Consider the following 25,790-nt stretch of genomic DNA (forward strand, 5'->3'; position numbering starts at 1 on the left):
CTCCATCGTGCCAGCCGCCGAGGACGAGCCGCCTGCGGACCGCTTCCCGCTACGTTCGTACCCATGGAGATGGAGAACGTCCTGCGCCCCGTCACGGTCATCGGCGGCGCACTGGTCGCCACCCTGATCGCGGGCTGGCTGCTCGACCTGCTGCTGCGCCGGGCCGACGCGCGGCACACCGAGACCCCCTTGTGGGGCCTGCTGCGCCGCTGCCGGCTGCCCTTCCAGGTCGTCCTGTGCGCCTCGCTGCTCAGAGCCTCCTACCGGTGGGCCGGGATCCTGCCCGACCACGCCTTCGGCGTCGGCCGGTTCCTCACCCTGGTCCTGATCGCGTCCGCGGCCTGGCTCGCGGTGCGCATCGCGACGGCCGTGGTCGACTCGGCGTACGCGCGCTACGCGGCGGCGACCGAGGACGAGGCCCGGGTACGCCGGGTCCGCACCCAGGTCACGCTGATCCAGCGGGTGGTCACGGCGGTGCTGGTCGTGGTCGCGGCGGCGGCGATGCTGCTGACCTTCCCCCCGATGCGTACGCTCGGCGCCTCGCTGCTGGCCTCCGCGGGCGTCCTCGGCATCGTGGCGGGCATCGCCGCCCAGGCCTCGCTGGGCAACCTGTTCGCCGGCCTCCAGATCGCCTTCGGCGACACCGTCCGCATCGGCGACACGGTGGTGGTCGACCAGGAGTGGGGCCGGGTCGAGGAGATCACCCTGACCTTCCTGACGGTCCGCACCTGGGACGAGCGGCGCATCACGATGCCTGTGTCCTATTTCACGAGCAAGCCGTACGAGAACTGGTCGCGCGGCGGTGCGCAGATGACCGGCACGGTCTTCTGGCACCTGGACCACAGCGCGCCGATCGACCTGATGCGGGAGCGGCTCCAGCACGTCCTGGCGGAGATCCCGGAGTGGGACGGCCGCGGCGGCGGGCTGGCCGTGACGGACACCACACCGCACACGGTCCAGGTCCGCGCGGTGGTCACGGCGAAGGACGGCGACGACCTCTGGACGCTGCGCTGCGCGGTCCGCGAACGCCTGATCACCTGGCTGGTGGCCGAGCACCCGTACGCCCTCCCCCACATCGCCACGGCCCCGGCCGCGGAGGCCCTCTAGGAGGCCCTCTAGGAGGCCCTCTAAAGGAGCGCGGCCGCGCACTCCTCGGCGAGGTCCTCGGCGTGCGGCGGCAGCGGGCCGCCGGCGCGCAGGTGGCGGCGGACGACCGAGAGCGGGAGGTCGATCAGGGCCAGGGTGACGCGGTCCCGGTCCTGGGGCCCGGTCGCGCCGAGCGCGGCGGCGAGGGTGCCGATGGCGGCGTACACCCGCTGGTTGCCGGCATCGGCCCGGCCGGTGTGCTCCTCGGACCAGCCGGCGCGACCGAACTCCCACGGGCCGTAGAGCAGGAGGGCGGCCTCCTCGGGATGGGCGCGGCTCCACCCCACGACGTGCCGGGCGGCCGCACGGGCGGCCCGGCGGGGGTCGGTGTCGCTGTGCAGGCTGGCGAAGTAGCCCTCCTGGAAGCGCTCCACGCTGCGCAGCCACACCTCGGCGAGCAGAGCGCTGCGCCCGGCGAAGCGGTGGTACATGGAGCCGCTGGGCGCGCCGATCGCCTGGGCCACGGCGGACATGGTCACGCCGCCCGGCCCGGCGGAGGCGGCCAGCCGGACGGCGGCGTCGAGGATCTGGTCGGTGTCGAAGCGGGGTGGTCTCGCCATGAATCAGAGAGTACCCTCCAAATTATTAGAGAGCCCTCTCTAATAATGTGATGGGGAGGACCTTCCATGGGCGTCTACAACGTGCACGAGCGCGTGATCGCGGCGAAGGAGAGCGAGGTCGGCGCACTGATCGACACGCTGGCCGGCGGGGAGGGCGACCGGCTGTGGCCCCGCCACCTGTGGGAGGAGATGGAGTTCGACCGCCCCCTCGGGGTCGGAGCGGCGGGCGGACACGGACCGGTGCGCTACACGGTGGCCGCCTACGTGCCGGGAACCTGGGTGCGGTTCACCTTCACCGGACCCCGGGGCTTCCACGGCTTCCACGAGTACACCGCGCTGCCCCTCGACGCCGAGCGCACCGTGCTGCGCCACACCCTCGCGATGAACCTCAGCGGCCTCAGCCGCATCACCTGGCCACTGGCCTTCCGCCAGGGGCACGACGCCTGCCTGGAGGACAGCCTGGACCGCGCCGAACTGGCCTGCACGGGCACGATCGCCCGCCCGGCCCGCTGGTCCCCGTACGTCCGCTTCCTCCGCGGCCTGGAACGCCTCGCGACCCGGCCCGCCGAGGCGCGGCCGGCCTAGGGGGTCCGCAGGCTGCGTACGTCGAGATGCCGCAGCACCCGGTCCACGATCTCCGGGTCGGAGCCGGGTTCGCTGCGGGCGGCCAGGACCTCGTGGCGGGCGGCGGACATCATCTCCCGCTGGATCCGCTGGACGTCGTGGAGCCGCTCCACGCGCTTCGCGTACGCCTCGCGCCGTTCCTCGTCCACCATGTCGGGGCTGATCCTGGCCCCCACGTCGTACGCGCGCCGGTACAGCTGCTCGACCAGGTCCTCCGGGAGCTCCTCCACCTCCTCGATCTCCTTCAGCCGCCGCTTCGCGGCCTTGGCCGCGCGGATCGCCAGCAGCCGCTCCGCGTCCCGCTCGGCGTCCGTGTCGGCCTCCACCCCCAGCCGCCGCACCAGCCACGGCAGGGTCAGCCCCTGGCACACCAGGGTCGTCATGATCACCGCGAAGGCGATGAAGATGATCTGGTCCCGCCCGGGGAAGGGCTCGCCCGCGTCCGTCCGCAGCGGAATGGCCAGCGCCAGGGCCACCGAGGCCACCCCGCGCATCCCGGCCCACCACATCACCACGCTCTCCCGCCAGCTCAGCGGGATCTCCTCGTCGTAGTCGCGCCGCTGGTGCCACCGCTGGGCGAGCCAGCCGGCCGGCAGCAGCCACACCAGCCGTACGCCGACCACCACCGCGACCACGATCGCCGCCCACCCGGCCATCTCCCACACGCGGTCCTCGGCCGTGCCGAACACGCTGTGCAGCTCCAGCCCGATCAGGCCGAAGGCCACGCCGGTGACCAGCATGTCGACGACCTCCCAGAAGGTGTGCCCGGCGAGGCGCCCCAGCACGTCGTCGGCGTCGCTCGCGTACTCGGCCAGGAACAGGGCCGTCGTCAGCACGGCCAGCACCCCCGACCCCTGCAGTTCCTCGGCCACCACGTACGCGACGAACGGCACCAGCAGCGTCAGCCCGATCTGCAGGGTGGCGTCGCCGAGCCGCCCCATGAGCCGGTTGGCGATCCAGCCGAGCGCCAGCCCGACGGCCACGGCCACCACGGCGGAGAGCACGAACTCCCCGAGCGCCTGGGGCCAGGAGAAACTGCCGCTCACGACGGCGGCGACGGCCACGTGGTAGAGCACGATCGCCGTCACGTCGTTGAAGAGCCCCTCGCCCTCCAGGATCGACACCATGCGGCGGGGCAGCCCGAGCGATCCGGCGACGGCGGTGGCGGCCACCGGGTCGGGCGGGGCGACGAGCGCGCCCAGGGCGAGGGCGGCGGCGATCGGCAGCCCGGGCACGACGGCGTTGGCGACGGCGGCCACGGCAGCGGTGGTGACGAACACCAGGGCCACGGCCAGCAGCAGGATGGGCCGGACGTTGGCGGCGAACTGCCGCCAGGACGTGCGCTGCGCGGAGGCGTACAGCAGCGGCGGCAGGACCAGCGGCAGGATGAACTCGGGCGGGATCTCGACGTTCGGTACGGCCGGCACCAGTGCGAGGATCACCCCGCCGATGGTCATCAGGACGGGCGCGGGCAGTTTGAGCCGGTCCCCGAGCGGCACCGTGACCACGGCCCCGAGCAGGAGCACGAACAGCAGAGCAAGCTGATCCACTCCCCCACCCTGCCAGTCCGCTGCGCTTGGCTGCTGCGGGTCGGGGGCCGTGTCGGGGCTCCGCCCCGAACCCCTACGGCGCTCCGCGCCCGCGCCTCAAACGCCGGCGGGGCTGGAAGATTCAGCCGGGCAGCGGCCAAATCCAGCCTCGCCGGCGTTTGAGGCGCGGGGGTCCGGGGGCAGGGCCCCCGGCAACGGCGCCGCACCGTTCCGGCTACGGCAGGGGGCGTCGCATCGCGCGGTGGGGGATGCCCGCGTCCTGGAACTCCGGGCCGTAGGCCACGTAGCCGAGCCGCTCGTAGAAGCCCAGCGCATGCGTCTGCGCGCCCAGGTCGACCGCCGTCAGGCCCCGACGGGCCGCTTCCACCTCGATCGCGCGGACCAGCGCCACCCCCACGCCCAGTCCGCGCGCGGACTTGGTGACGGCCAGCCGGCCGAGCGAGCCGACGCCCTCCGCGCCGCCGGTCTTCGCCAGCGCCGCGTCCCCGTGCAGCAGCCGCCCCGTGCCCAGCGGCACCCCGTCCGCGGCCACGGCCAGCACGTGCACCGCGTCCGCGTCGTACGCGTCGTACTCGATCGACTCCGGGACCGACTGCTCGACCACGAAGACCTCGGACCGCACCGCGAAGCAGGACTTCAGGTCCTCCTCCGAGACGGCGACCCGGACCTCGACCGCGCCCTCGACCGGCGAGGTCACTCGCTCTCCGCCCGGATCACGTCCAGCGCGTGCTGCAGGTCCGCCGGGTAGGTGCTCTCGAACTCGACCCACTGCCCGTCCGACGGGTGCTCGAAGCCGAGGCGCACCGCGTGCAGCCACTGCCGGGTGAGGCCGAGCCGCTTGGCCACGGTCGGGTCGGCGCCGTAGGTCAGGTCGCCGACGCAGGGGTGCCGGTGCGCGGACATGTGCACGCGGATCTGGTGCGTGCGCCCGGTCTCCAGCTTGATGTCGAGCAGCGAGGCGGCACGGAAGGCCTCGATCAGGTCGTAGTGGGTGACGGACGCCTTGCCGTCCTGGATCACCGCCCACTTGTAGTCCGCGCTGGGGTGGCGGCCGATCGGCGCGTCGATCGTGCCGCTCATCGGGTCCGGGTGGCCCTGCACCAGCGCGTGGTAGCGCTTGTCCACGATCCGCTCGCGGAACTGGTTCTTGAGCGAGGTGTAGGCGCGCTCCGACTTCGCGACGGCCATCAGGCCGGACGTGCCGACGTCGAGCCGGTGCACGATGCCCTGGCGCTCGGACGCGCCGGAGGTGGAGATGCGGTATCCGGCCGCGGCGAGGCCGCCGATGACGGTGGTGCCGGTCCAGCCGGGGCTCGGGTGGGCGGCGACGCCCACCGGCTTCATGATGACGACGACGTCGTCGTCGTCATGGATGATCTCCATGCCGGGGACGGGCTCGGCCACGACCTCGACGGGCCGCGGCGGCGCGGGCATCTCGACCTCGAGCCAGGCGCCACCGTGCACACGCTCGGACTTCCCGACGACGCTGCCGTCGACCGTCACCTTTCCCGCAGCCGCGATTTCGGCCGCCTTCGTCCGGGAAAAACCGAACATACGGGCGATGGCGGCGTCGACGCGCTCGCCCTCGAGGCCATCGGGAACGGGCAGGGTGCGGATCTCGGGAATCGTACTCACCCGTCGAGTATGCAGGACGGGGCGGACGAGCCGTCCCGCGATCAGTCCTTGTGGACGGTCCCGTCCGGGTCCAGACCCTTGAAGGACAGCAGGACGATCAGGATGCCGCCGCACACGATCGCCGAGTCCGCGAGGTTGAAGACGGCGAAATGGGCGGGCGCGATGAAGTCGACGACCGCGCCCCGGAACACACCCGGCGAACGGAAGATCCGGTCGGTCAGGTTGCCCAGCGCGCCGCCCAGCAGCAGGCCCAGGGCGATCGCCCACGGCAGGCTGTAGAGCTTGCGGGCCAGCCGCACGATCACCACGATCACCGAGGCCGCGATGCAGGTGAAGATGATCGTGAAGGCCTCGCCGAAGCCGAAGGCGGCGCCCGGGTTGCGGACCGCCTCGAACTTCAGCAGGTCACCGATGATCTCGATCGGCGGCTGGTGCTCCAGCTTCGCCACGACCAGCATCTTGCTGCCGAGGTCGAGCAGGTAGGCGAGCACCGCCACGACGAGCAGAGCCGTGATCCGACGGCGCCCCTTGGGCCCGGCGGACTCCGGCTGGGCGTCGTCCCCGACCTCCGGCGTACCGATGATGCGCTCCGCCTCTGCCACGTGAGTCCCTCGAACTAGCTCGAACCAGGCTCCTCCTGGACCCTGACGGAACACGAGGGTACGTCAGGGCCCCCGCGCGCCGCCTGCCCCACCTCCCCAACCGTGCTAGGCCGTCTCTTCCGGATCTTGCCGGGCCCGCGACGCCCGGCACCGCACCTGGCCGCGTTGTCGGAGCGCCCGAGTACGTCCAGTACACGGTGCGCTCCTCCGCCTTGCCATCCACGGCACCGGACGCCGCGGGCTCGGCCGACAAGATCCGAAAGAGACGGCCTAGTGCCGCCGTTCCTGCTTCTGCTTGCAGTCCACGCACAGCGTGGCCCGCGGGAAGGCCTGCATCCTGGCCTTGCCGATGGGCTGCCCGCAGTTCTCGCAGAGCCCGTACGTGCCCGCCTCCAGCCGTTCCAGGGCCCGCTCGGTCTGCTCCAGCATCGAGGTGGCGTTCGCCGCGAGCGCCAGCTCGGACTCGCGGGTGATGTTCTTGGTGCCGGTGTCGGCCTGGTCGTCGCCGGCGCCGTCCCCGGAGTCCCGCATCAGGCCGGAGATCGCCGCCTCCGAGGCGTCGAGCTCGGCCCGTAGCCGCAGCACCTCCGACAGGAGCTCCGCACGGGCGTCCTCGACCTCCTTGGGGGTCCAGGGGTCCTCTCCGGGCCGTACGGCGAGCTCGCCGGGGGCCAGGGCCGCCGTGGCCCGTGCCTTGGGGAGCCCGCTGGTGGCGGCCGCGGCCGCCTTCCTCGCCGTACCCGTGCTCTTCTTGGCAACCACTTTCCGGACTCCCGTCTTCTTCGCGGCAGGTGCCGCCCCCTCGGCCGCGGCCTTCTTGGCCGTGGCCGTCCGCTTCTCGACGGCGGTCGTCTTCTTGACGGCGGTCGCCTTCCCGTCCGGAGCGAGCGCGCCGGCAGCGGTCTTTCGGGCAGCGGTCGCCTTCCTGGCGGGAGCCGCGTCCTCGGAGACCGCCGCCTTCCCGGCGGCCTTCCCGACAGCCTTCTTGGCAGTACTCCCGGCGGTCTTCTTCGCCACCATGGCCGCGGCCCCTTCACATACTGTGATCTCTGCTCGCGAATCGTGCCGGAACGATAAATCGACACCGGCCCCCCGGCAACGGGGCACGCATCCATCGAGGTCAACCTGCATCCGTTGTGCCCATCAGGAGCCCTGGTAATCCGCCACTCCCGCCCCACCCGAGTCGGAAGCGGCGGCGCGGGCCCATTCGGGTCACACCGGGGGCGCGCCGGGGTCGCGCGCGGGCCCTCCCCGCGGCCCCGCCACGCCGGGCCGGCGGCCCGCGCAGGGGCCCCCGTAAACCGGTCTGCCGTGCGGCCCCCCGGCCCGTACACTGGGCCCAGCGAAAGGCATGGACGGGGACGAGTAGCGTCGTACGCAGCCAGGAGCGACCCGGGGACGGTGAGAGCCCGGGGGCGAGCGCGATGTGAAGGATCACCCCTGAGCCGCCGGAAGAAAGCCCGCACGGGATCCCCGTACGGCGAGTAGAACCGGCTTCGCACCCCAATGAGGGGGCCACCGGATCCGTCCGGCGGCCAAGGAGGGTGGTACCGCGGGAGCAGCAGTGCTCTCGTCCCTCCGGACGGAATTGACACCCCGCCGGAGGAAGAGTTCAGCCTCATGACCACACCGCCGCAGTACCGCCCGGTACCCGCCCAGGTCGACCTGCCTGCCCTCGAGCACGCCGTCCTCGACTTCTGGCGCGAGAGCAAGACCTTCGCCAAGACCCTGGAGCAGTCCGAGGGCCGCCCCGAGTGGGTCTTCTACGAGGGCCCGCCCACCGCGAACGGCATGCCCGGCGCGCACCACATCGAGGCCCGCGTCTTCAAGGACGTCTTCCCCCGGTTCCGCACGATGCGCGGCTACCACGTGGCCCGCAAGGCGGGCTGGGACTGCCACGGCCTGCCCGTCGAGCTCGCCGTCGAGAAGGAGCTGGGCTTCAACGGCAAGCAGGACATCGAGGCGTACGGCATCGCCGAGTTCAACGCCAAGTGCCGCGAGTCCGTGACCCGCCACACCGACGCCTTCACCGAGCTCACGACCCGGATGGGCTACTGGGTCGACCTGGACGACGCCTACCGGACCATGGACCCCGAGTACGTGGAGTCCGTGTGGTGGTCGCTGAAGGAGATCTTCAACAAGGGTCTGCTCACCCAGGACCACCGCGTCGCCCCCTGGTGCCCCCGCTGCGGCACCGGCCTCTCGGACCACGAGCTGGCCCAGGGCTACGAGACGGTCGTGGACCCCTCGGTCTACGTCCGCTTCCCGCTGACCTCCGGCCCGCTCGCGGGCGAGGCGGCCCTCCTGGTCTGGACGACGACCCCGTGGACCCTGGTGTCCAACACCGCGGTCGCCGCCCACCCCGAGGTCACGTACGTCGTCGCCACGAACGGCACCGAGAAGCTGGTCGTCGCCCAGCCGCTGCTGGAGAAGTCCCTCGGCGAGGGCTGGGAGGCCACCGGCCAGACCTTCACGGGCAAGGAGATGGAGCGCTGGACGTACGAGCGCCCCTTCTCCCTGGTGGAGTTCCCGGAGCCCGCCCACTACGTCGTGAACGCCGAGTACGTCACGACCGAGGACGGCACGGGTCTGGTCCACCAGTCCCCCGCCTTCGGCGCCGACGACCTCGCGGTCTGCCGCGCGTACGGCCTGCCGGTCGTGAACCCGGTCCGCCCCGACGGCACCTTCGAGGAGGAGGTCCCGCTGGTCGGCGGCGTCTTCTTCAAGAAGGCCGACGAGAAGCTGACCGCCGACCTCGACGCGCGCGGCCTGCTCTTCAAGCACATCGCCTACGAGCACAGCTACCCGCACTGCTGGCGCTGCCACACGGCCCTGCTCTACTACGCGCAGCCGTCCTGGTACATCCGCACCACCGCCGTCAAGGACGCGATGCTGCGGGAGAACGAGAAGACGAACTGGTTCCCCGACTCGGTCAAGCAGGGCCGCTTCGGCGACTGGCTGAACAACAACATCGACTGGGCGCTGTCCCGCAACCGCTACTGGGGCACCCCGCTGCCGATCTGGCGCTGTGAGGAGAACCACCTCACCTGCGTCGGCTCCCGCGCCGAGCTGTCCGAGCTCTCGGGCCGGGACCACTCGAACCTGGACCCGCACCGCCCGTACATCGACGAGGTCACCTTCCCCTGCACGGCTGAGGGCTGCTCGCTGGAGGCCGTCCGCGTCCCGGAGGTCATCGACGCCTGGTACGACTCGGGCTCGATGCCGTTCGCGCAGTGGGGCTACCCGTACAAGAACAAGGAGATCTTCGAGAAGCGCTACCCGGCGCAGTTCATCTCGGAGGCCATCGACCAGACGCGCGGCTGGTTCTACACGCTGATGGCGGTCGGCACCCTGGTCTTCGACAAGTCCTCCTACGAGAACGTGGTCTGCCTGGGCCACATCCTCGCCGAGGACGGCCGCAAGATGTCGAAGCACCTGGGCAACATCCTCCAGCCGATCCCGCTCATGGACCAGCACGGCGCGGACGCGGTGCGCTGGTTCATGGCGGCCGGCGGCTCCCCGTGGGCGGCGCGGCGCGTGGGCCACGGCACGATCCAGGAGGTCGTCCGCAAGACCCTCCTCACGTACTGGAACACGGTCGCCTTCCAGGCCCTGTACGCCCGTACGTCGAACTGGGCGCCCTCCGCCTCCGACCCGGCCCCGGCCGACCGCACGGTCCTCGACCGGTGGCTGCTCTCGGAGCTCCACACGCTCGTCGCCGAGGTCACCGAGGCGATGGAGTCGTACGACACCCAGCGTGCGGGCAAGCTCCTCTCCGCGTTCGTGGACGACCTGTCCAACTGGTACGTCCGCCGCTCGCGCCGCCGCTTCTGGCAGGGCGACGCGGCCGCGCTGCGGACCCTGCACGACGTGGTCGAGACGGTGACGCGCCTGCTCGCCCCGCTGACCCCGTTCATCACGGAGCGGGTCTGGCAGGACATGGTCGTCCCGGTCACCCCGGACGCCCCGGAGTCGGTCCACCTCTCCACCTGGCCGGTCGCGGACACCGCGGCGATCGACCCGGCGCTGTCCCAGCAGATGCAGCTGGTCCGCCGCCTGGTGGAGCTGGGCCGGGCGACGCGTGCCGAGTCGGGCGTCAAGACCCGCCAGCCCCTGTCCCGGGCCCTGGTCGGCGCGGTGGGCTTCGACGCGCTCTCCCCCGAGCTGCAGTCCCAGATCACGGAGGAGCTGAACGTCTCCTCCCTGGCCTCCCTGTCGGAGGTCGGCGGGTCCCTGGTCGACACGACGGCGAAGGCGAACTTCCGGGCGCTGGGCAAGCGCTTCGGCAAGGGCGTCCAGGACGTGGCGAAGGCGGTGGCCGCGGCCGACGCGGCGGCGCTGTCCCTGGCGCTGCGGGCCGGCTCGGCGGTGATCTCGCTGAACGGTGAGGAGATCTCCCTCTCGCCGGAGGAGGTCATCATCACGGAGACCCCGCGCGAGGGCTGGTCGGTGGCGTCCGACTCGGGCGCGACGGTCGCCCTGGACCTGGAGATCACCCCGGAGCTGCGGCTGGCGGGCCTGGCCCGTGACGCGATCCGCCTGATCCAGGAGGCCCGGAAGAACTCCGGCCTCGACGTGGCGGACCGGATCGCGCTCCGCTGGTCCTCCGCGGACCCGGAGGTCGGCACGGCCCTGACGGACCACGCGGCCCTGATCGCGGACGAGGTCCTGGCGACGGACTTCGCGTCGGGCGAGGCGGATGCCACGTACGGTGACCCGTTCACGGACGAGCCCCTCGGCCTGACCTTCCGCCTCCGCAAGGCGTAACCCGCGGCCCGAGCGGCCCGTCCCCTCCCGGGTGGGGGGACGGGCCGCTTTCGTCTGCTCCGCCACGCCCTGGGGCCCCGCCCCGGACTCCGCGCCCCAAACGCCGGCGAGGCCGGAAATCCAGCCCCTCCGGCGTTTGAGGGGCGGGGTGCGGGGCGGAGCCCCCGCAGCGGCGCCGCACCGGGGCAGCGAAACGGGCCGGGCCCGGTGCCCCCGAAGGGGAACCGGGCCCGGCCCGTAGAGCGCGGCTGCCGACCGCAGAACGGCGGCGGCGCCTAGTTGTCGTCCTCGTCGATCAGGAAGCCCCGCATCGGCGACGGCGCCTGCATCGGCTGCGGCGCAGCCGGCCGGACCGGAGCCATCGGCTGGGTCATCGCCGGGGACATCTGCTGCTGGTTGCCGCCGTAGGACGGGGCACCCATCGGGGAGGGACCGCCCATGGGGGACGGGCCACCCATCGAGGGACCGCCCATGGAGTGGCCCATCGCACCGGCCGGAGCCATCGAGGGCGACGGCGACGGCGGCAGCGCGGGACCGGCCGGGTTCCGCGGCGGGGCGAGCGAGTCGTCCGCCTGCGTCTCCAGCTGGCGCAGCTGCGACTCCAGGTAGGACTTCAGCCGCGTACGGTACTCACGCTCGAAGCCCCGCAGGTCCTCGACCTTGCGCTCCAGCGTGGCGCGGGCGGACTCCAGGGAGCCCATCGCGACGCGGTGCTTCTCCTGCGCGTCCCGCTCCAGCGCGTCGGCCTTGGCGCGGGCGTCCCGCTCCAGGCCCTCGGCGCGCGACCGGGCCTCGCCGACGATCTTGTTGGCCTCGGAGCGGGCCTCCGCGATCGCCTGGTCGGCGGTCTGCTGCGCCAGCGACAGGACACGGGCGGCGCTGTCGCCACCGGGGCCCTGCTGCGGGAGCTGCGGCTGCTGCATCTGCTGCATGGGCTGACCCATGGGCTGCATCTGCTGCCCCATCGGCTGCATCTGCTGGCCCATGGGCTGCATCTGCTGGCCGAGCGGGTTCTGGCCGCCCATCGACTGCTGCTGCATGCCCTGGGGGCCGCCCATGGACTGCTGCTGCATGCCCTGGGGTCCACCCATGGGGTGCTGCTGCATGGGACCGCCCATGGGGCCGCCCATCGGACCGGGGCCCTGCTGGCCCTGGCCGCCGGGGCCCGGCGGAAGCTGCGGCTGGCCACCCGGAAGCTGCGGCGGGCCACCCTGGAGCTGCGGCGGGCCCATCTGCGGCTGCTGCTGCTGCGGCGGGCCGGATATGGCCGCGGGCACGGGGGCACCGGGGCCGCGCTGGTCCTGGGGTTCCGCCTTGCGCATGCCCTGCTGCTGCTGGCTCTGCGCGGCGGCACGCGTGGCGGCGGCCAGCTTGGCGCGCAGGTCCTCGTTCTCGCGCAGCAGGCGCGTCAGTTCGGACTCGACCTCGTCGAGGAAGGCATCGACCTCGTCCTCGTCATAGCCTTCTCGGAGGCGGACGGTCGTGAACTGCTTGTTCCGCACGTCCTCGGGAGTCAGCGGCATGTCTTCTTCACCTCTACGTAGTCGTCGGCAGTCGGCAAGACCGTATCGGGACTGTCCCCGCGCCCGCGGGGAAGCACATCGTTCACAAGCCGCTCGCAGCGGTGCGCACGAAACTGATGAGGATGTAAACGATGATCATCAGAACGAAGAAGGACAGGTCGAGTGCCACGCCCCCGAGACGCAACGGCGGAATGACCCGCCGAAGAAGCTTGAGCGGTGGATCGGTGACGCTGTAGGTGGCCTCCAGTACGACCACCATCGCCTTGCCGGGTGTCCAGGAACGTGCGAACTGGAACACGTAGTCCATGACCAGGCGGAAGATCAGCACGACGAGGAAGCACCCCAAGGCGAAGTAGATCACTTGCAGTGCGACACCCATTCCGTGCTTCCCTCTCCCCTGCTCCCGCTGTGTTCCCGGCCCCGTGTCTGACGGATCGGTCTAGCTTTGGTTGAAGAACCCGCCCTCCGCGATGCGGGCCTTGTCCTCCGCCGTGACATCGACGTTAGCAGGCGACAGCAGGAACACCTTCTGTGTCACGCGTTCAATGCTGCCGTGCAGACCGAAGACGAGTCCGGCGGCGAAGTCCACGAGACGCTTCGCGTCCGTGTCGTCCATCTCCGTGAGATTCATGATCACCGGAGTGCCCTCACGGAAGTGTTCCCCGATGGTACGGGCCTCGTTGTAGGTCCGGGGGTGCAGCGTCGTGATGCGGTACGGCTCCCGCTCGGAGACGACCTTGGGCATGATCACGGGGGCGTTCTTCTCCAGGTTCGTACGATCAGGTGTGATGGATGCCACGGGGGCGATTCGCGCAGGACGTCCGCTTTCCACCGGGATTGGGATAGGTTCACGCTGCGCCGGAGGCTGTGCGGCTCGTACCGGTTCATCCGATACGGGTGATTGGTGCACGGGCTGCTGTCGGCGATCCCGCTCCCGAGCCCGCTCCATCTCCGGCTCGGGCTCGAACTCGTCGTCGGGGTCGTACCCCGGGTTGTCGTACCGGTCGTCCTCCACGAGGCCGAGGTAGACCGCCATCTTGCGCATCGCGCCGGCCATTCTCCGAGTCCTCCGCTCTGTGGTGGATCGCCCTGTCGCAGGTGCCGCCGTGTCACGAATGTCACCAACTGCCCGCGATCCACTAGGTCTGCCCACTCATCAGCGGGAATGACCATATTTTCTGCTGTGGTCCGACTTTCTTCGCGACGTTACCCGAGCCGGGGTCTCGCGCCGAGTACCGCAGTGCCGACGCGTACATGTGTCGCACCGGCCGCCACGGCCTGTTCCAGGTCTGCGCTCATCCCGGCGGACACCATCGTGGCAGCCGGATGGTCCACGCGCATGCGGGATGACAATTCCATCAGCCGCTCGAAAGCGGCCTGTTCCCGCCCCCCGTAGTGGCCGGACAGCGGGGCGACCGTCATCAGGCCGTCGATCCGCAGTCCCGGAGCCCCGGCGACGAGGTCGGCCAACTCCGCCAGCTGCTCCGGCGCCGCACCGCCGCGGGCCCCCCGCTCCCCCGACTCCGCGTCGAGGGCGATCTGCACGAGGCACCCGAGCTCCCGGCCGGCGTTCACCGCGGCCGCCGACAGGGCGGTCACGAGCTTCGGCCGGTCGACCGACTGCACGACATGCGCGTATCCCGCCACGGAACGGACTTTGTTCGTCTGCAACTGACCGACGAAGTGCCAGCTGAGCGGCAGATCCGCGCAGGCCGCGGCCTTGGGGGCGGCATCCTGGTCACGATTTTCCGCAACATGACGGACGCCCAGGTCCGCCAGCAGTCGTACGTCGCTCGCAGGGTAGGTCTTGGTGACCACGATGAGCGTCACCTCGTCCCGTCCCCGCCCCGCCGCCGCGCACGCGGACGAGATACGTTCCTCCACCCGCGCCAGGTTCTCGGCGAGCTCCGACTTACGATCCGTCATTCTTCTTATCCCCCGGCGGTCCGGGGGACGTCCCCCCGGAAAGCTCCGTCAACCAGACATATCCGGCCAGGCGTCCGGTCACCCGGTCGCGGCGGTACGAGAAGTGGTCCCGCGACTCCAGTGTGCAGACCGGGGAACGGCCGCTGTTCACCACCCCCGCCTCTGCGAGCTGGGCGTGCACCCCGGCGACCACGTCGACGGCCGGTGTCCCCCAGCTCGTCTCGGCCCGGGCGGCGGGGACGACCTCCGCCACCGCCTCCCGCATCTCGGCCGGAACCTCGTAGCAGTGTCCGCAGACGGCGGGGCCGGTCCGGGCGACGATCCGCCCGGGATCGGCCCCGAGGGCGACCATCGCCTCGACGGCGGCGGGCACCACCCCGGCGACCAGTCCCGGCCGCCCGGCGTGGGCGGCCGCCACGACCCCGGCGACGGGGTCCGCCAGCAGGACCGGGGTGCAGTCGGCGGTGAGCACCGCGAGGGCGAGCCCCCGACGGGCGGTCACCACCGCGTCCACCGCGGGGACCTCGGCGTCCGCGCCCCAGGGCCCGTCCACCACGGCCACGTCCCGGCCGTGCACCTGGTTCATCCAGACCACCCGGTCCGGTGCCAGGCCCAGGGACTTCGCCGCCCGTGCCCGGTTCGCGAGAACGGCGGCCGGGTCGTCTCCGACCGCGCCGCCGAGATTGAGCTCCTCGTACGGAACGGCGCTCACTCCGCCCCACCGGTCGGTGAAGGCGAAGTGGGCGCCGCCCACGTGATGCTGCTCTGGTGTCACTTCAAGAAGTCCGGAACATCCAGCTCTTCGGCCGGGCTGTCCTGGTACGGCCGGGCCGTGGGGACCTGCGGCGCGGGTGCCTGGACCTCGACCGGGGCCGCCTCGACCGGAGCCGGGGGCTCCTCGCGCGGGGTGACCGAGCCGAGTCCGCCGAAGGCCGGGCGGGCCGGCTCGGCGGCGCGGACCGGAGCCGGGGCCGGCTCCTCGCGCTTGGTGGACGCGGCGCCGATGACGTTGTCCCGGCGGGCCGGGGGCTGTCCGCCGTCGAACCCGGCCGCGATGACGGTGACCCGTACCTCGTCGCCGAGCGCGTCGTCGATGACGGCGCCGAAGATGATGTTCGCCTCGGGGTGCGCGGCCTCGCTGACCAGCTGCGCGGCCTCGTTGATCTCGAAGAGACCGAGGTCCGAGCCACCGGAGATGGAGAGCAGCACGCCACGGGCGCCGTCGATGGACGCCTCCAGGAGCGGCGAGGAGATCGCCATCTCGGCGGCGGCCACGGCGCGGTCGTCGCCGCGGGCCGAGCCGATGCCCATCAGGGCCGAGCCGGCCTCGGACATCACGGACTTGACGTCGGCGAAGTCGAGGTTGATCAGACCCGGGGTGGTGATGAGGTCGGTGATGCCCTGGACGCCCGAGAGCAGGACCTGGTCGGCCGACTTGAAGGCGTCGAGCACGCTGACCTGGCGGTCCGAGATGGACAGCAGTCGGTCGTTGGGGATGACGATGAGGGTGTCGACCTCTTCGCGGAGCTCGGCGATGCCGTCCTCCGCCTGGTTCGCGCGGCGCCGGCCCTCGAAGGTGAACGGCCGGGTGACCACACCGATCGTCAGGGCGCCCAGCGAGCGAGCGATGTTGGCGACGACAGGTGCGCCGCCGGTGCCGGTGCCGCCGCCCTCACCGGCGGTGACGAAGACCATGTCGGCCCCCTTGAGGACCTCCTCGATCTCCTCGCGGTGGTCCTCTGCCGCCTTGCGACCGACGGCCGGGTTGGCGCCGGCGCCGAGGCCACGGGTGAGTTCCCGGCCGACGTCGAGCTTGACGTCGGCATCGCTCATCAACAGCGCCTGGGCGTCCGTGTTGATGGCGATGAACTCGACGCCCTTGAGACCGACCTCGATCATTCGGTTGATGGCATTGACACCACCGCCGCCGACACCGATGACCTTGATGACTGCGAGGTAGTTCTGCGGTGCTGCCACGTCGAAGGCCTCTCGCCTCGAGTTACGTGTCGCCGCCTCGCGGGCCTGCGTTGCGACGACTGATGCCGAAATAGGGACGGTCCGAACGCGCCGACCCGAACCCTCACCCTGAAGTTTAGGGTTAGGGGTGTGCCTGTTCCTCGGACTCTTCCGAACAGGACACTAAGTCGACAAGTAGCGCGTGTTCAACGAACACGCCGAACCTCCCGTTTTTCTTTTCACCCTATGTGATCACCCGTATCGCTGGCCAACCAGGGTGCGCCGCTGTTGGACCGGACGTCAACTCCCGGACGCAGCAGGGGCGGTGGGGACGCTCACGTCGAAGTGGGCGGCCTTGGGAGCGGCTTTCAACAAAGCGTTCAATGCGCGTCCCTTCGCGTCGCTCTGTTCACCGCTCCCCCACGTCACGGACCGGCCCCCGGTGAGCTCCAGCACGACCGAATCGTAGGAACCCACCTTGACCTGCACCGTTTCCCTGGCGATCGGCCCCGGGAGGGCGCCCGCGACGAGTACGGCCTCGTGCAGCAGCCGTTCCTCGTCGAAGCGGCGGGCGCTCGGCGATCGACCGGCGTTCAATTCGAGGACCGGAACACCCGCGGGTGCTTTCGGAACCGTGTCGAATCGCACACCCGTTGCGTCCACTTCCACGAAGTTGGCGTCCTTTTTGATGAGCAGGACGGGTTTGCGTTCCGTCACTTTCAGACCGATGCCGTGCGGCCAGGCACGCACCACGTCGACCGAATCGATGCGGGGCAGCCGGCCGCGGACCCGGCCCTCGATCTCCTCGGTGTCGACGCTCACCAGGGGCGCGCCGACCGGAACGGCCGCGGCGCCCAGGACCTGCTCGGGGGTGAGCACGTCCATGCCGGTGGCGGCGACCTTCTCCACGCGGAGCCAGGACGAGCCGTAGAGCACCCAGGTGCCGCCCGCGGCGAGGACCACCGCGGCGGCCAGCGATGCCAGCACGGGGCCCCGGCGCAGGCGTGCGCCGGGGCCCCGGGGGCCGGACCGCTGCGCCGGCTTCGGGGCCTTGGCCTTGGGGGCCTTGGGGGCCTTGGAGCCCTTGGGCGGCTTCGTCGGCTCGGGAGCGCCGGTGCCCTTGCGGGCGGCCGGGCCGGACCGATCAGAAAACGGTGTTCCGCGCCGCGCGGTCGTCCCTCCGGCCACTCCCTGCCTCCTGCGTCTGCGCCACCCGCCTCAGCGGGACCTGTGGGCCGCGATCGCCTCGTAGACCATGCCGACCAGGAGCTCGTCGGCGTCCCGGCGGCCGAACTCACCGGCGGCCCGGGACATCTCGTACAGGCGGTGCGGGTCGGACAGCACCGGGAGGACCTGGCTCAGCACCCAGTCGGGCGTCAGCTCCGCGTCGTCCACGAGCAGGCCGCCGCCGGCCTTGACCACCGGCTGGGCGTTGAGCCGCTGTTCACCGTTGCCGATCGGCAACGGGACGTAGGCGGCGGGGAGCCCGACGGCGGAGAGTTCGGCGACGGTCATCGCTCCCGCGCGGCACAGCATCATGTCGGCGGCGGCGTACGCGAGATCCATCCGGTCCACGTACGGTACCGGCACATACGGCGGCATCCCGGGCATGTTGTCGACACGCGGCAGTTCGTTCTTCGGCCCGACGGCGTGCAGGATCTGGATCCCGGAGCGCTGGAGGGTCGGAGCGACCTGCTGGATCGTCTCGTTGAGGCGGCGGGCGCCCTGCGAGCCGCCGGAGACCAGCAGCGTGGGCAGGTTGGGGTCCAGACCGAAGGCGGCGCGCGCCTCCGGGCGGACCGCGGCCCGGTCGAGGGTGGAGATGGAGCGGCGCAGCGGGATGCCCACGTAGCGGGCGCCGCGCAGCTTGCTGTCGGGGGTGGAGACCGCGACGGCGTGCGCGTACCGGGAGCCGATCTTGTTGGCCAGTCCGGGCCTGGCGTTGGCCTCGTGGACGATGATCGGCACCCCGAGGCGCTTGGCCGCGAGATAGCCGGGCAGGGCCACGTAGCCGCCGAAACCGACGACGCAGTCGGCCTTGGTGCGGATCAGGATCTCCTCCGCGGCCTTGATCGTGCCGCGCAGCCGTCCGGGAACGGTGATGAGTTCCGGGGTCGGCTTGCGGGGCAGCGGAACGGCGGGGATCAGGCCCAGCTCGTAGCCGCGTTCCGGCACCAGGCGGGTTTCCAGTCCGCGCTCCGTGCCGAGGGCGGTGATGCCCACTGAAGGGTCCTGCCTGCGCAGGGCGTCCGCGAGGGCGAGCGCCGGCTCGATGTGGCCGGCGGTCCCCCCACCGGCGAGTACGACATGCACCGAATTTCACCGCTCTCCGGACGGACGCTTCTTGACGCGCCGTCTCATCGACTTCCATCTCACCCCGGTCCGCCACCAGCCGGTCTTCGGCTGTCGCATCGCGAGGGCCGCGCGCGCCGCCGGCTCCTCACGCGCGAAGGCGATGAGCAGTCCGACCGCGAACATGGTCGGCAGCAGGGCTGACCCTCCGTAGGAGAACAGCGGGAGCGGGACTCCGGCGATCGGCAGCAGGCCGAGCACCGCACCGATGTTGATCACGGCCTGGGCCGTGATCCAGGTGGTCACGCCTCCCGCGGCAAACCGTACGAAGGAGTCCTCCGTGCGTCCGGCCACGCGGATACCCGCATAGCCTAGAGCCGCGAACAGGGCGAGCACCGACAGCGTCCCCGCCAGACCCAGTTCCTCCCCGGTGATGGCGAAGATGAAGTCGGTGTGGGCTTCGGGTAGTTGCCCCCATTTTTCCACACTTGCACCCAGCCCGGAACCGAACCATCCGCCCGAGGCGAGGGCGTAGATCCCGTGAACGGCCTGCCAGCAAAGGTCGTTCTTGCCCGGTTCTGTCGCCCCGAGGCATTCCAGCCGGTCCATGCGGTGCGGGCTCGTCTTGATGAGCAGTGCGACGATCGCACCCGCGAAGGCGAGCACCCCGACGAACATCCGGGTCGGGGCTCCGGCGAGCCAGAGCAGACCGAACAGGATGGCGCCGAGGATCATCGCGGTGCCCATGTCCCCGCCCAGCATGATCAGCCCGAGCAGCAGGAAGGCCACCGGGACCAGCGGCACCAGCAGGTGCTTCCACTGGCTCAGCAGCCCCTTGTCGCCCTTGCGTGCCAGCAGGTCGGCGCCCCACAGGATCAGTGCCAGTTTGCCGAACTCACTGGGCTGGAGCATGAACGGACCGCCAAGGGAGATCCAATTCTGGTTGCCGTTGATCGAGACGCCTATCCCCGGGACCTGGACCAGGACCATCAGGAAGAGCGTGCCGGCGAGCACCGGGTACGAGAGCGCCCGGTGCAGTTTGACCGGCATCCGGGAGGCGGCCAGCAGGAGTACGCCGCCGATGAGGGCGGCCAGGAACTGCTTCTTGAAGAAGTACGCGTCGCCGAGGCCGAGCTGGAGGGCCTTGATCATCGAGGCCGAGTACACCATCACCAGGCCGAGCACGATGATGAGCAGGGAACTGCCGAAAATCAGGTAATAGGCGGTGAGCGGGCGGTCCCAGGCCTTCTGCAACTGCCGCTGCGTACGCCGCAGCCGGGCCAGCGGCCCGCGCCCGGCGGGCCGCTTCGAACGCACCACAGGGCGTTTGCGGCCCTGCGCCTTCACGGCGGACGGCCGCCGCCCCGGCAGCATCTGCTTGGCCGGCATCTGTGATCTTCCCCTCCACTCGTACGAGGCGAGCTGCCGGCCGGAGGGAACCTCCCGGAGCCCCCGGCCTAGGCCGTGTCCGCAGCGTTCTCGGCGGCCAGTTCGCGCACCGCGTCGGCGAATGCGTCCCCACGCTTGTTGTAGTTCGCGAACATGTCCATCGAGGCACAGGCAGGTGCCAGCAGGACCGTGTCGCCGGGCTCGGCGAGCGCGGCGGCTTCCCGGACCGCTGCGAGCATCGCCCCAGTGTCGGTCCGGTCGAGGTCGACGACCGGGACCTCGGGGGCGTGTCGCGCCAGCGCCTCGGCGATGAGCGCCCGGTCGGCGCCGATCAGCACGGCGCCGCGCAGCCGCTTCGCGGCGTTCTGTACGAGGTCGTCGAAGGTCGCCCCCTTCGCGAGGCCGCCGGCGATCCAGACGACCGGCTCGAAGGCCGCGAGCGAGGCCTCGGCCGCGTGCGTGTTGGTGGCCTTGGAGTCGTCGATGTAGGTGACCGAGGCGACCTCGTCCACGTACGCGACGCGGTGGGCGTCCGGGCGGAAGTCGCGCAGGCCGTCGCGGACGGCGCGCGGCTCCACGCCGAAGGCGCGGGCCAGGGCCGCGGCGGCGAGCGCGTTGGCGATGTTGTGCGGGGCCGGCGGGTTGACGTCCGTGACCTCGGCGAGCTCCTGGGCGTTCTTCTGCCGGTTCTCCACGAAGGCCCGGTCGACGAGGATGCCGTCGACGACGCCGAGCATGGAGGGTCCGGGGGCGCCGAGGGTGAAGCCGATGGCGCGGCAGCCCTCTTCGACGTCGGCCTCCATGACCAGGTTCTCGGTGGCCGGGTCGGCGACGTTGTAGACGCAGGCGACCGTGTTGCCCTCGTAGATCCGGCCCTTGTCGGTGGCGTACGCCTGCATCGAGCCGTGCCAGTCGAGGTGGTCGGGGGCCAGGTTCAGCACGGCCGCCGAGTGGACGCGCAGCGAGGGCGCCCAGTGCAGCTGGTAGCTGGAGAGTTCGACGGCGAGCACGTCGTACTCCTGCTCGCCGAGCACCACGTCGATGATCGGGGTGCCGATGTTGCCGACGGCGGCGGTGCGCAGCCCCGCGGCCTTCAGGATCGACGCCAGCATCTGGGTGGTGGTGGTCTTGCCGTTGGTGCCGGTGATCGCGAGCCAGGGGGCCGGGGCCGTGCGGGGCGCCGGGGCCCCGTCCTCGACGGACCGTGCGGCGCGCCGCTCCTGGCCGACCGCGCGCAGCAGCCAGGCGATCTCCACGTCTCCGACCACGTCCACGCCGGCTTCGGCGGCGGCCTCGAACAGCGGGCTGTCGGGCTTCCAGCCGGGCGAGGTGACGACCAGTTCGGTGCCCTCGGGCAGCACCTCGCCGGCGTGCCCGCCGTCCGCGAGGCGGCCGAGGCGGACGGTGATGCCCTCCGCCGCGAGCTCGGCGGCGCGGGCGCGGTGCGCGTCACCGTCACCGTTGTCGACGACGGTCACCACTGCGCCGAGGCCGGCCAGGGCGCGGGCGGCACTGATGCCGCTCACGCCCAGACCGGCGACGGTGATGTTCTTGTCCTGCCAGGACGTCACTTGTCGGCTGCCCATCCCGCGTAGAAGAGACCGAGACCAACGATCACGCACATGCCCTGGATGATCCAGAAGCGGACCACGACCAGTACCTCGGACCAGCCCTTGAGCTCGAAGTGGTGCTGCAGTGGCGCCATCCGGAAGACCCGCTTGCCGGTCATCTTGAAGGAGCCGACCTGGATGACGACCGACATCGTGATGAGCACGAAGAGGCCGCCGAGGAGCGCCATCAGGAACTCCGTGCGGGAGCAGATGGCGAGGCCCGCGAGCGCGCCGCCGAGGGCGAGCGAGCCGGTGTCACCCATGAAGATCTTGGCGGGCGAGGTGTTCCACCACAGGAAGCCGAAGCAGGCGCCCATGAGGGCGGAGGCGACGACCGCGAGGTCGAGCGGGTCGCGCACCTCGAAGCAGGCGTTCGGGTTGGTGAGGTCACCGGCCCTGGCGCAGGACTCCTGGAACTGCCAGACACCGATGAAGGTGTAGGCGCCGAAGACCATCACGGCGGCGCCGGTCGCGAGACCGTCCAGACCGTCGGTGAGGTTCACGCCGTTGGACATCGCCAGGATCATGAACAGTGCCCAGACCACGAACAGCACCGGGCCTATCGACCAGCCGAAGTCCGTGACGAACGACAGCTTGGTGGAGGCCGGGGTCAGCCCGCGCGAGTCCTTGAACTGGAGGGCCAGCACCGCGAAGGCGATACCGACGATCAGCTGGCCGGACATCTTCGCCTTGGCCCGCAGACCCAGCGAACGGCGCTTGACGATCTTGATGTAGTCGTCCAGGTACCCGACGAGGCCCATGCCGGCCATCAGGAACAGGACGAGCAGGCCCGAGAAGCTCGGCTCCTCACCGGTGAGGACCTTCGTCAGGGCGTACGCGATGAGCGTCGCCAGGATGAAGGAGATACCGCCCATGGTGGGCGTGCCCTTCTTCCCGGCGTGGCCGCGGGGGCCGTCGTCGCGGATGAACTGGCCGTAGCCCTTGCGGGCGAGCAGCTTGATCAGCAGCGGGGTGCCGATGACGGTGAGGAACATGCCGATGACACCGGCGAACAGGATCTGCCTCATCGGTCGGTGACCTCGCCCTCGACAGTGCTGTCGAGAAGGCCCTGGGCCACCCGCTCCAGACCGGCCGACCTGGAAGCCTTCACCAGCACGACGTCACCCGGGCGCAGTTCACTGCGCAACAGGTCGACCGCCGCCTGCGCGTCGGACACGAGCACCGACTCCTCACCCCACGAACCCTCGTTATATGCGCCCAGTTGCAGCCAGGATGCTTCCCTGCCCCCGACTGCGACGAGCTTGCTCACGTTGAGCCGGACGACAAGTCGTCCGACCGCGTCGTGCTCGGCGAGAGCGTCGTCTCCGAGCTCGGCCATCGGGCCGAGCACCGCCCACGTGCGTCCCCCGTTCGCCCTGCCGGCACCGCCCATCGCGGCGAGCGCGCGGAGTGCGGCCCGCATGGACTCCGGGTTCGCGTTGTAGGCGTCGTTGACGATCGTCACACCGTCCGCCCGCTCGGTGACCTCCATCCGCCACCGGGACAGCGTGCCCGCCCCGGAGAGCGCCGTGGCGATCTCCTGTGCGGACATGCCCAGTACATGGGCGACGGCGGCCGCGGCGAGCGCGTTCGACACGTGGTGCTCACCGTACAGCCGCAAGGTCACGTCACTGCACCCGGTCGGTGTGTGCAGTGTGAAGGAAGCCTGTCCCCTGTCCGTCATGCGCACTTCGGTGGCCCGGATTTCGGCGTCCTCGGCCTCACCGAACAGCACCGTACGGGCCTTCGTGCGCCCGGCCATCCCACGAACCAGCAGGTCATCGGCGTTGAGGACGGCGACGCCGCCCTCCGCCTCGGACGGCAGGGCCTCTACCAGCTCCCCCTTGGCCTGTGCGATCTGCTCACGGCCGCCGAACTCGCCGATGTGGGCGGTGCCGACGTTGAGGACCAGACCGATCCGCGGGGGCGTCAGTCCGGTGAGGTAGCGGATGTGGCCGATGCCGCGGGCGCCCATCTCCAGGACCAGGTGCTGGGTTTCCTCGGTGACGCGCAGCGTCGTGATCGGCAGGCCGATCTCGTTGTTGAGGTTGCCGGGGGTCCACACGGTCGGCGCGTGGTGCTGGAGCACCTGCGCGATCAGGTCCTTGGTGGAGGTCTTGCCGGCGGATCCGGTGAGCGCCACGACATCGGTGCCCAGGCGGGTGACCACGGCCCGGGCGAGTGCTCCGAGGGCGGCCACCACGTCGGGGACCACGATGGCCGGTACGCCGACGGGCCGGGTCGCGAGGACGCCCACGGCCCCTGCGGACACCGCGCGCTGCGCGTAGTCGTGACCGTCGACCCGCTCGCCGAGGAAGGCGGCGAACAGGCTGCCCGGCCCGACCTCGCGGGAGTCGTAGACCACGGGGCCGGTGACCTGGACGGACGGATCCGGTATGTCGTGGGGCCGCCCGCCGGTGATGTCGGCGATCTCGGCGAGGGAAAGGGCGATCACTGGTTCACCTCGGCCTGTCGGGCCTTAATCGTTTGATCGAGCGCGGGCGTCCGGTCGAGCACGGCCTGGTGCTCGATCGCGGCGCGGAGCACCGTGCGGTCGTCGAAGGGGCGTACGACACCGGCGGTGTCCTGGCCCTGCTCGTGGCCCTTGCCGGCCACCAGCACGGTGTCACCGGGCCGGGCGCGGGCGACGGCGGCCGCGATGGCCGCGGCCCGGTCGGCGTCGACCAGGACGGTGCCCCGCTCGGCGGGCGGCACGGACACGGCGCCCTCGAACATCGTGGCGAGGATCGCGAGCGGGTCCTCGGAGCGCGGGTTGTCGGAGGTCAGAACGGCGACGTCGGCGAACCGGGCGGCCGCGGCCCCCATCGGACCGCGCTTGGTGGTGTCGCGGTCGCCGCCGCAGCCGAGCACGATGTGCAGCTTGCCCTCGGTGACCTCGCGCAGCGCGCGCAGCACCGATTCCACGGCGTCCGTCTTGTGCGCGTAGTCGACGACGGCGAGGTACGGCTGTCCCGCGTCCACCCGCTCCAGCCGGCCGGGGACCCCGGGGACCGCGGCGACGCCGTCGGCGGCGGTCTGCGGGTCGAGGCCGGCGGCGGCGAGCGTGACGATCGCGGCGACGGTGTTGGCGACGTTGAACGGGCCGGGCAGCGGTGCGGTGGCCCGTACGCGCTGTCCTTCGGGGCCCAGCAGGGTCAGGGTGGAGCTCGCCGGGCCGAAGACCACGTCCTCGGCGCGCCAGTCGGCGGCCGGGTCGCCCGCGGCGGAGAAGGTGACGACCGGGACGGTGGCCTCCTTGGCCAGGCGGCGGCCGTACTCGTCGTCGGAGTTGACCACGCCCAGGCGGGCCCGGCGGGCGGTGAACAGCTGCGCCTTGGCCTGGAAGTAGTCCTCCATGTCGGAGTGGAACTCCATGTGCTCCGGGCTCAGGTTGTTGAAGACGGCGACGTCGAAGACGCATCCGTCCACCCGGCCGAGCACCAGGGCGTGGCTGGAAACCTCCATGGCCACGGCCTCGACCCCGCGTTCGCGCATGACCGCGAAGAGGGCCTGGAGGTCGGTGGCCTCGGGGGTGGTCCGCTCGGACTTGATGCGCTCGTCGCCGATGCGCATCTCGACGGTGCCGACCAGTCCGGTGCTCCGGCCCGCTGCGCGCAGGCCGCCCTCGACGAGGTACGCCGTGGTGGTCTTGCCGGAGGTGCCGGTGATGCCGATCTGGAGCAGGCCCTCACCGGGGCGCCCGTAGATCGCGGCGGCGAGCTCTCCCATCCGGCCGCGCGGGTCGTCGACGGTCAGGACCGGCAGGCCGGTCGCCGCGGCGCGCTCCGCCCCCGCGGGGTCCGTCAGCACGGCTGCGGCGCCGAGGCCGGCCGCCTGGGCGGCGAAGTCGGCGCCGTGCGCCCTGGCCCCCGGCAGGGCCGCGTACAGATCACCGGGGCGGACCGCACGGGAGTCGTGCGTGATGCCGGTGATCTGCGCGGCGCCGGGCGCCGGGATGCCCAGCAGGGTGGCCAGCTCGCCCAGCGGGCTCGGGCTGGCGGACGCGGGCCGGGGCGCTCCCGGCGGCGTTGCCGGGGCTGTCTGGGTCTTTCTGGGCTGATCAGCGTGGGACACGGCGGTGAGCGTACCGGGCGCGGTGGGCCGCCCGCGAAATGAGGCCCCGGCCTCGGGCTCGGCGGTCGTCGGGTTCCCGGGTTTCGGGGTGATCGTTGTCACTGATGGTGCCTCACGCTTTTCTGGCGGGCCGGCC

The 25,790-nt window shown here is 71.4% G+C and carries 22 protein-coding genes; 3 read left to right on the forward strand and 19 right to left on the reverse strand.

Annotated elements, in window-relative coordinates; translation table 11 throughout:
* Positions 1 to 69: 69 nt before the first annotated feature.
* The gene (locus JYK04_RS13650) at positions 70 to 1,107 is read left to right on the forward strand and encodes a mechanosensitive ion channel family protein (RefSeq protein ID WP_189736611.1); all 1,038 of its coding nucleotides are present in this window, start codon (positions 70 to 72) and stop codon (positions 1,105 to 1,107) included.
* A gap of 20 nt (positions 1,108 to 1,127) precedes the next feature.
* Here the strand turns inward: JYK04_RS13650 and JYK04_RS13655 are convergent, their stop codons facing one another.
* A complete protein-coding gene (locus JYK04_RS13655; RefSeq protein WP_189736186.1) occupies positions 1,128 to 1,706 on the reverse strand; it encodes a TetR/AcrR family transcriptional regulator in 579 nt (192 codons plus the stop codon).
* A 66-nt stretch (positions 1,707 to 1,772) separates the two neighbouring features.
* Here JYK04_RS13655 and JYK04_RS13660 point away from each other — a divergent pair, with 66 nt between their 5' ends.
* Positions 1,773 to 2,291: an SRPBCC family protein gene (locus JYK04_RS13660; protein WP_189736188.1), complete on the forward strand. Its 519-nt coding sequence runs from the start codon at positions 1,773 to 1,775 to the stop codon at positions 2,289 to 2,291.
* Here JYK04_RS13660 and JYK04_RS13665 read toward each other — a convergent pair.
* The 5 genes from JYK04_RS13665 to JYK04_RS13685 form a co-directional block, all read right to left on the reverse strand.
* A complete protein-coding gene (locus JYK04_RS13665; RefSeq protein ID WP_189736190.1) occupies positions 2,288 to 3,880 on the reverse strand; it encodes a Na+/H+ antiporter in 1,593 nt (530 codons plus the stop codon). The genes JYK04_RS13660 and JYK04_RS13665 overlap by 4 nt on opposite strands.
* Before the next feature lie 214 nt (positions 3,881 to 4,094).
* Entirely contained in the window at positions 4,095 to 4,577 is a 483-nt protein-coding gene (locus tag JYK04_RS13670) for a GNAT family N-acetyltransferase (protein ID WP_189736192.1), read from the reverse strand.
* Positions 4,574 to 5,515 carry an RluA family pseudouridine synthase gene (locus tag JYK04_RS13675; RefSeq protein WP_189736194.1) on the reverse strand — a complete coding sequence of 314 codons (942 nt, stop codon included), beginning with the start codon at positions 5,513 to 5,515 and terminating at the stop codon, positions 4,574 to 4,576. The genes JYK04_RS13670 and JYK04_RS13675 overlap by 4 nt, the downstream gene beginning before the upstream one ends.
* A 41-nt stretch (positions 5,516 to 5,556) precedes the next feature.
* Positions 5,557 to 6,117: a signal peptidase II gene (gene lspA, locus JYK04_RS13680; RefSeq protein WP_189736196.1), complete on the reverse strand. Its 561-nt coding sequence runs from the start codon at positions 6,115 to 6,117 to the stop codon at positions 5,557 to 5,559.
* A 270-nt stretch (positions 6,118 to 6,387) separates the two neighbouring features.
* Positions 6,388 to 7,137 (reverse strand): TraR/DksA family transcriptional regulator, encoded by a 750-nt coding sequence (locus tag JYK04_RS13685; RefSeq protein ID WP_189736198.1) that lies wholly within the window; start codon positions 7,135 to 7,137, stop codon positions 6,388 to 6,390.
* A 600-nt stretch (positions 7,138 to 7,737) separates the two neighbouring features.
* Here JYK04_RS13685 and ileS point away from each other — a divergent pair.
* Positions 7,738 to 10,884, forward strand: a complete 3,147-nt coding sequence (gene ileS / locus JYK04_RS13690) for an isoleucine--tRNA ligase (protein ID WP_189736200.1) — start codon at positions 7,738 to 7,740, stop codon at positions 10,882 to 10,884.
* Positions 10,885 to 11,159: 275 nt separating this feature from the next.
* Here the strand turns inward: ileS and JYK04_RS13695 are convergent, their stop codons facing one another.
* From JYK04_RS13695 to JYK04_RS13755, 13 genes are all read right to left on the reverse strand, one after another.
* Positions 11,160 to 12,407 carry a DivIVA domain-containing protein gene (locus JYK04_RS13695; protein ID WP_189736202.1) on the reverse strand — a complete coding sequence of 416 codons (1,248 nt, stop codon included), beginning with the start codon at positions 12,405 to 12,407 and terminating at the stop codon, positions 11,160 to 11,162.
* Positions 12,408 to 12,489: 82 nt separating this feature from the next.
* Entirely contained in the window at positions 12,490 to 12,786 is a 297-nt protein-coding gene (locus JYK04_RS13700; protein WP_030012625.1) for a YggT family protein, read from the reverse strand.
* Positions 12,787 to 12,846: 60 nt separating this feature from the next.
* Entirely contained in the window at positions 12,847 to 13,464 is a 618-nt protein-coding gene (locus tag JYK04_RS13705) for a cell division protein SepF (protein WP_189736204.1), read from the reverse strand.
* 149 nt (positions 13,465 to 13,613) lie between these two features.
* Positions 13,614 to 14,333 (reverse strand): YggS family pyridoxal phosphate-dependent enzyme, encoded by a 720-nt coding sequence (locus JYK04_RS13710; RefSeq protein WP_189736206.1) that lies wholly within the window; start codon positions 14,331 to 14,333, stop codon positions 13,614 to 13,616.
* Positions 14,320 to 15,087, reverse strand: a complete 768-nt coding sequence (pgeF, locus tag JYK04_RS13715; protein WP_229875154.1) for a peptidoglycan editing factor PgeF — start codon at positions 15,085 to 15,087, stop codon at positions 14,320 to 14,322. Before pgeF ends, JYK04_RS13710 begins: the two co-directional genes overlap by 14 nt.
* Positions 15,088 to 15,104: 17 nt before the next feature.
* Positions 15,105 to 16,310: a cell division protein FtsZ gene (gene ftsZ / locus JYK04_RS13720; protein ID WP_052872570.1), complete on the reverse strand. Its 1,206-nt coding sequence runs from the start codon at positions 16,308 to 16,310 to the stop codon at positions 15,105 to 15,107.
* A gap of 279 nt (positions 16,311 to 16,589) precedes the next feature.
* The gene (locus JYK04_RS13725) at positions 16,590 to 17,477 is read right to left on the reverse strand and encodes a cell division protein FtsQ/DivIB (protein ID WP_189736210.1); all 888 of its coding nucleotides are present in this window, start codon (positions 17,475 to 17,477) and stop codon (positions 16,590 to 16,592) included.
* 30 nt (positions 17,478 to 17,507) lie between these two features.
* Positions 17,508 to 18,602 carry an undecaprenyldiphospho-muramoylpentapeptide beta-N-acetylglucosaminyltransferase gene (gene murG / locus JYK04_RS13730; protein ID WP_030010979.1) on the reverse strand — a complete coding sequence of 365 codons (1,095 nt, stop codon included), beginning with the start codon at positions 18,600 to 18,602 and terminating at the stop codon, positions 17,508 to 17,510.
* A 6-nt stretch (positions 18,603 to 18,608) separates the two neighbouring features.
* Entirely contained in the window at positions 18,609 to 19,970 is a 1,362-nt protein-coding gene (gene ftsW / locus JYK04_RS13735; protein ID WP_189736212.1) for a putative lipid II flippase FtsW, read from the reverse strand.
* Positions 19,971 to 20,038: 68 nt separating this feature from the next.
* Positions 20,039 to 21,556: a UDP-N-acetylmuramoyl-L-alanine--D-glutamate ligase gene (gene murD / locus JYK04_RS13740; RefSeq protein WP_189736214.1), complete on the reverse strand. Its 1,518-nt coding sequence runs from the start codon at positions 21,554 to 21,556 to the stop codon at positions 20,039 to 20,041.
* Complete coding sequence (gene mraY, locus JYK04_RS13745; protein ID WP_030724430.1) at positions 21,538 to 22,608, reverse strand: phospho-N-acetylmuramoyl-pentapeptide-transferase; 1,071 nt, start codon at positions 22,606 to 22,608, stop codon at positions 21,538 to 21,540. Before mraY ends, murD begins: the two co-directional genes overlap by 19 nt.
* A complete protein-coding gene (locus tag JYK04_RS13750) occupies positions 22,605 to 24,035 on the reverse strand; it encodes a UDP-N-acetylmuramoyl-tripeptide--D-alanyl-D-alanine ligase (RefSeq protein ID WP_189736216.1) in 1,431 nt (476 codons plus the stop codon). Before JYK04_RS13750 ends, mraY begins: the two co-directional genes overlap by 4 nt.
* Entirely contained in the window at positions 24,032 to 25,756 is a 1,725-nt protein-coding gene (locus tag JYK04_RS13755) for a UDP-N-acetylmuramoyl-L-alanyl-D-glutamate--2,6-diaminopimelate ligase (protein ID WP_189736218.1), read from the reverse strand. The genes JYK04_RS13750 and JYK04_RS13755 overlap by 4 nt, the downstream gene beginning before the upstream one ends.
* Positions 25,757 to 25,790 lie beyond the last annotated feature (34 nt).

It is taken from the genome of Streptomyces nojiriensis (assembly GCF_017639205.1).
Lineage (GTDB): Bacteria > Actinomycetota > Actinomycetes > Streptomycetales > Streptomycetaceae > Streptomyces > Streptomyces nojiriensis.

Excerpts from the sequence above, each read along its gene's own strand:
- JYK04_RS13650 (WP_189736611.1), top strand. The coding sequence starts at position 70 with ATGGAGAACGTCCTGCGCCCCGTCACGGTCATCGGCGGCGCACTGGTC.
- JYK04_RS13655 (WP_189736186.1), bottom strand. The coding sequence starts at position 1,706 with ATGGCGAGACCACCCCGCTTCGACACCGACCAGATCCTCGACGCCGCC.
- JYK04_RS13660 (WP_189736188.1), top strand. The coding sequence starts at position 1,773 with ATGGGCGTCTACAACGTGCACGAGCGCGTGATCGCGGCGAAGGAGAGC.
- JYK04_RS13685 (WP_189736198.1), bottom strand. The coding sequence starts at position 7,137 with ATGGTGGCGAAGAAGACCGCCGGGAGTACTGCCAAGAAGGCTGTCGGG.
- ileS (WP_189736200.1), top strand. The coding sequence starts at position 7,738 with ATGACCACACCGCCGCAGTACCGCCCGGTACCCGCCCAGGTCGACCTG.
- JYK04_RS13695 (WP_189736202.1), bottom strand. The coding sequence starts at position 12,407 with ATGCCGCTGACTCCCGAGGACGTGCGGAACAAGCAGTTCACGACCGTC.
- JYK04_RS13700 (WP_030012625.1), bottom strand. The coding sequence starts at position 12,786 with ATGGGTGTCGCACTGCAAGTGATCTACTTCGCCTTGGGGTGCTTCCTC.
- JYK04_RS13705 (WP_189736204.1), bottom strand. The coding sequence starts at position 13,464 with ATGGCCGGCGCGATGCGCAAGATGGCGGTCTACCTCGGCCTCGTGGAG.
- JYK04_RS13710 (WP_189736206.1), bottom strand. The coding sequence starts at position 14,333 with ATGACGGATCGTAAGTCGGAGCTCGCCGAGAACCTGGCGCGGGTGGAG.
- ftsW (WP_189736212.1), bottom strand. The coding sequence starts at position 19,970 with ATGCCGGCCAAGCAGATGCTGCCGGGGCGGCGGCCGTCCGCCGTGAAG.
- murD (WP_189736214.1), bottom strand. The coding sequence starts at position 21,556 with ATGGGCAGCCGACAAGTGACGTCCTGGCAGGACAAGAACATCACCGTC.
- mraY (WP_030724430.1), bottom strand. The coding sequence starts at position 22,608 with ATGAGGCAGATCCTGTTCGCCGGTGTCATCGGCATGTTCCTCACCGTC.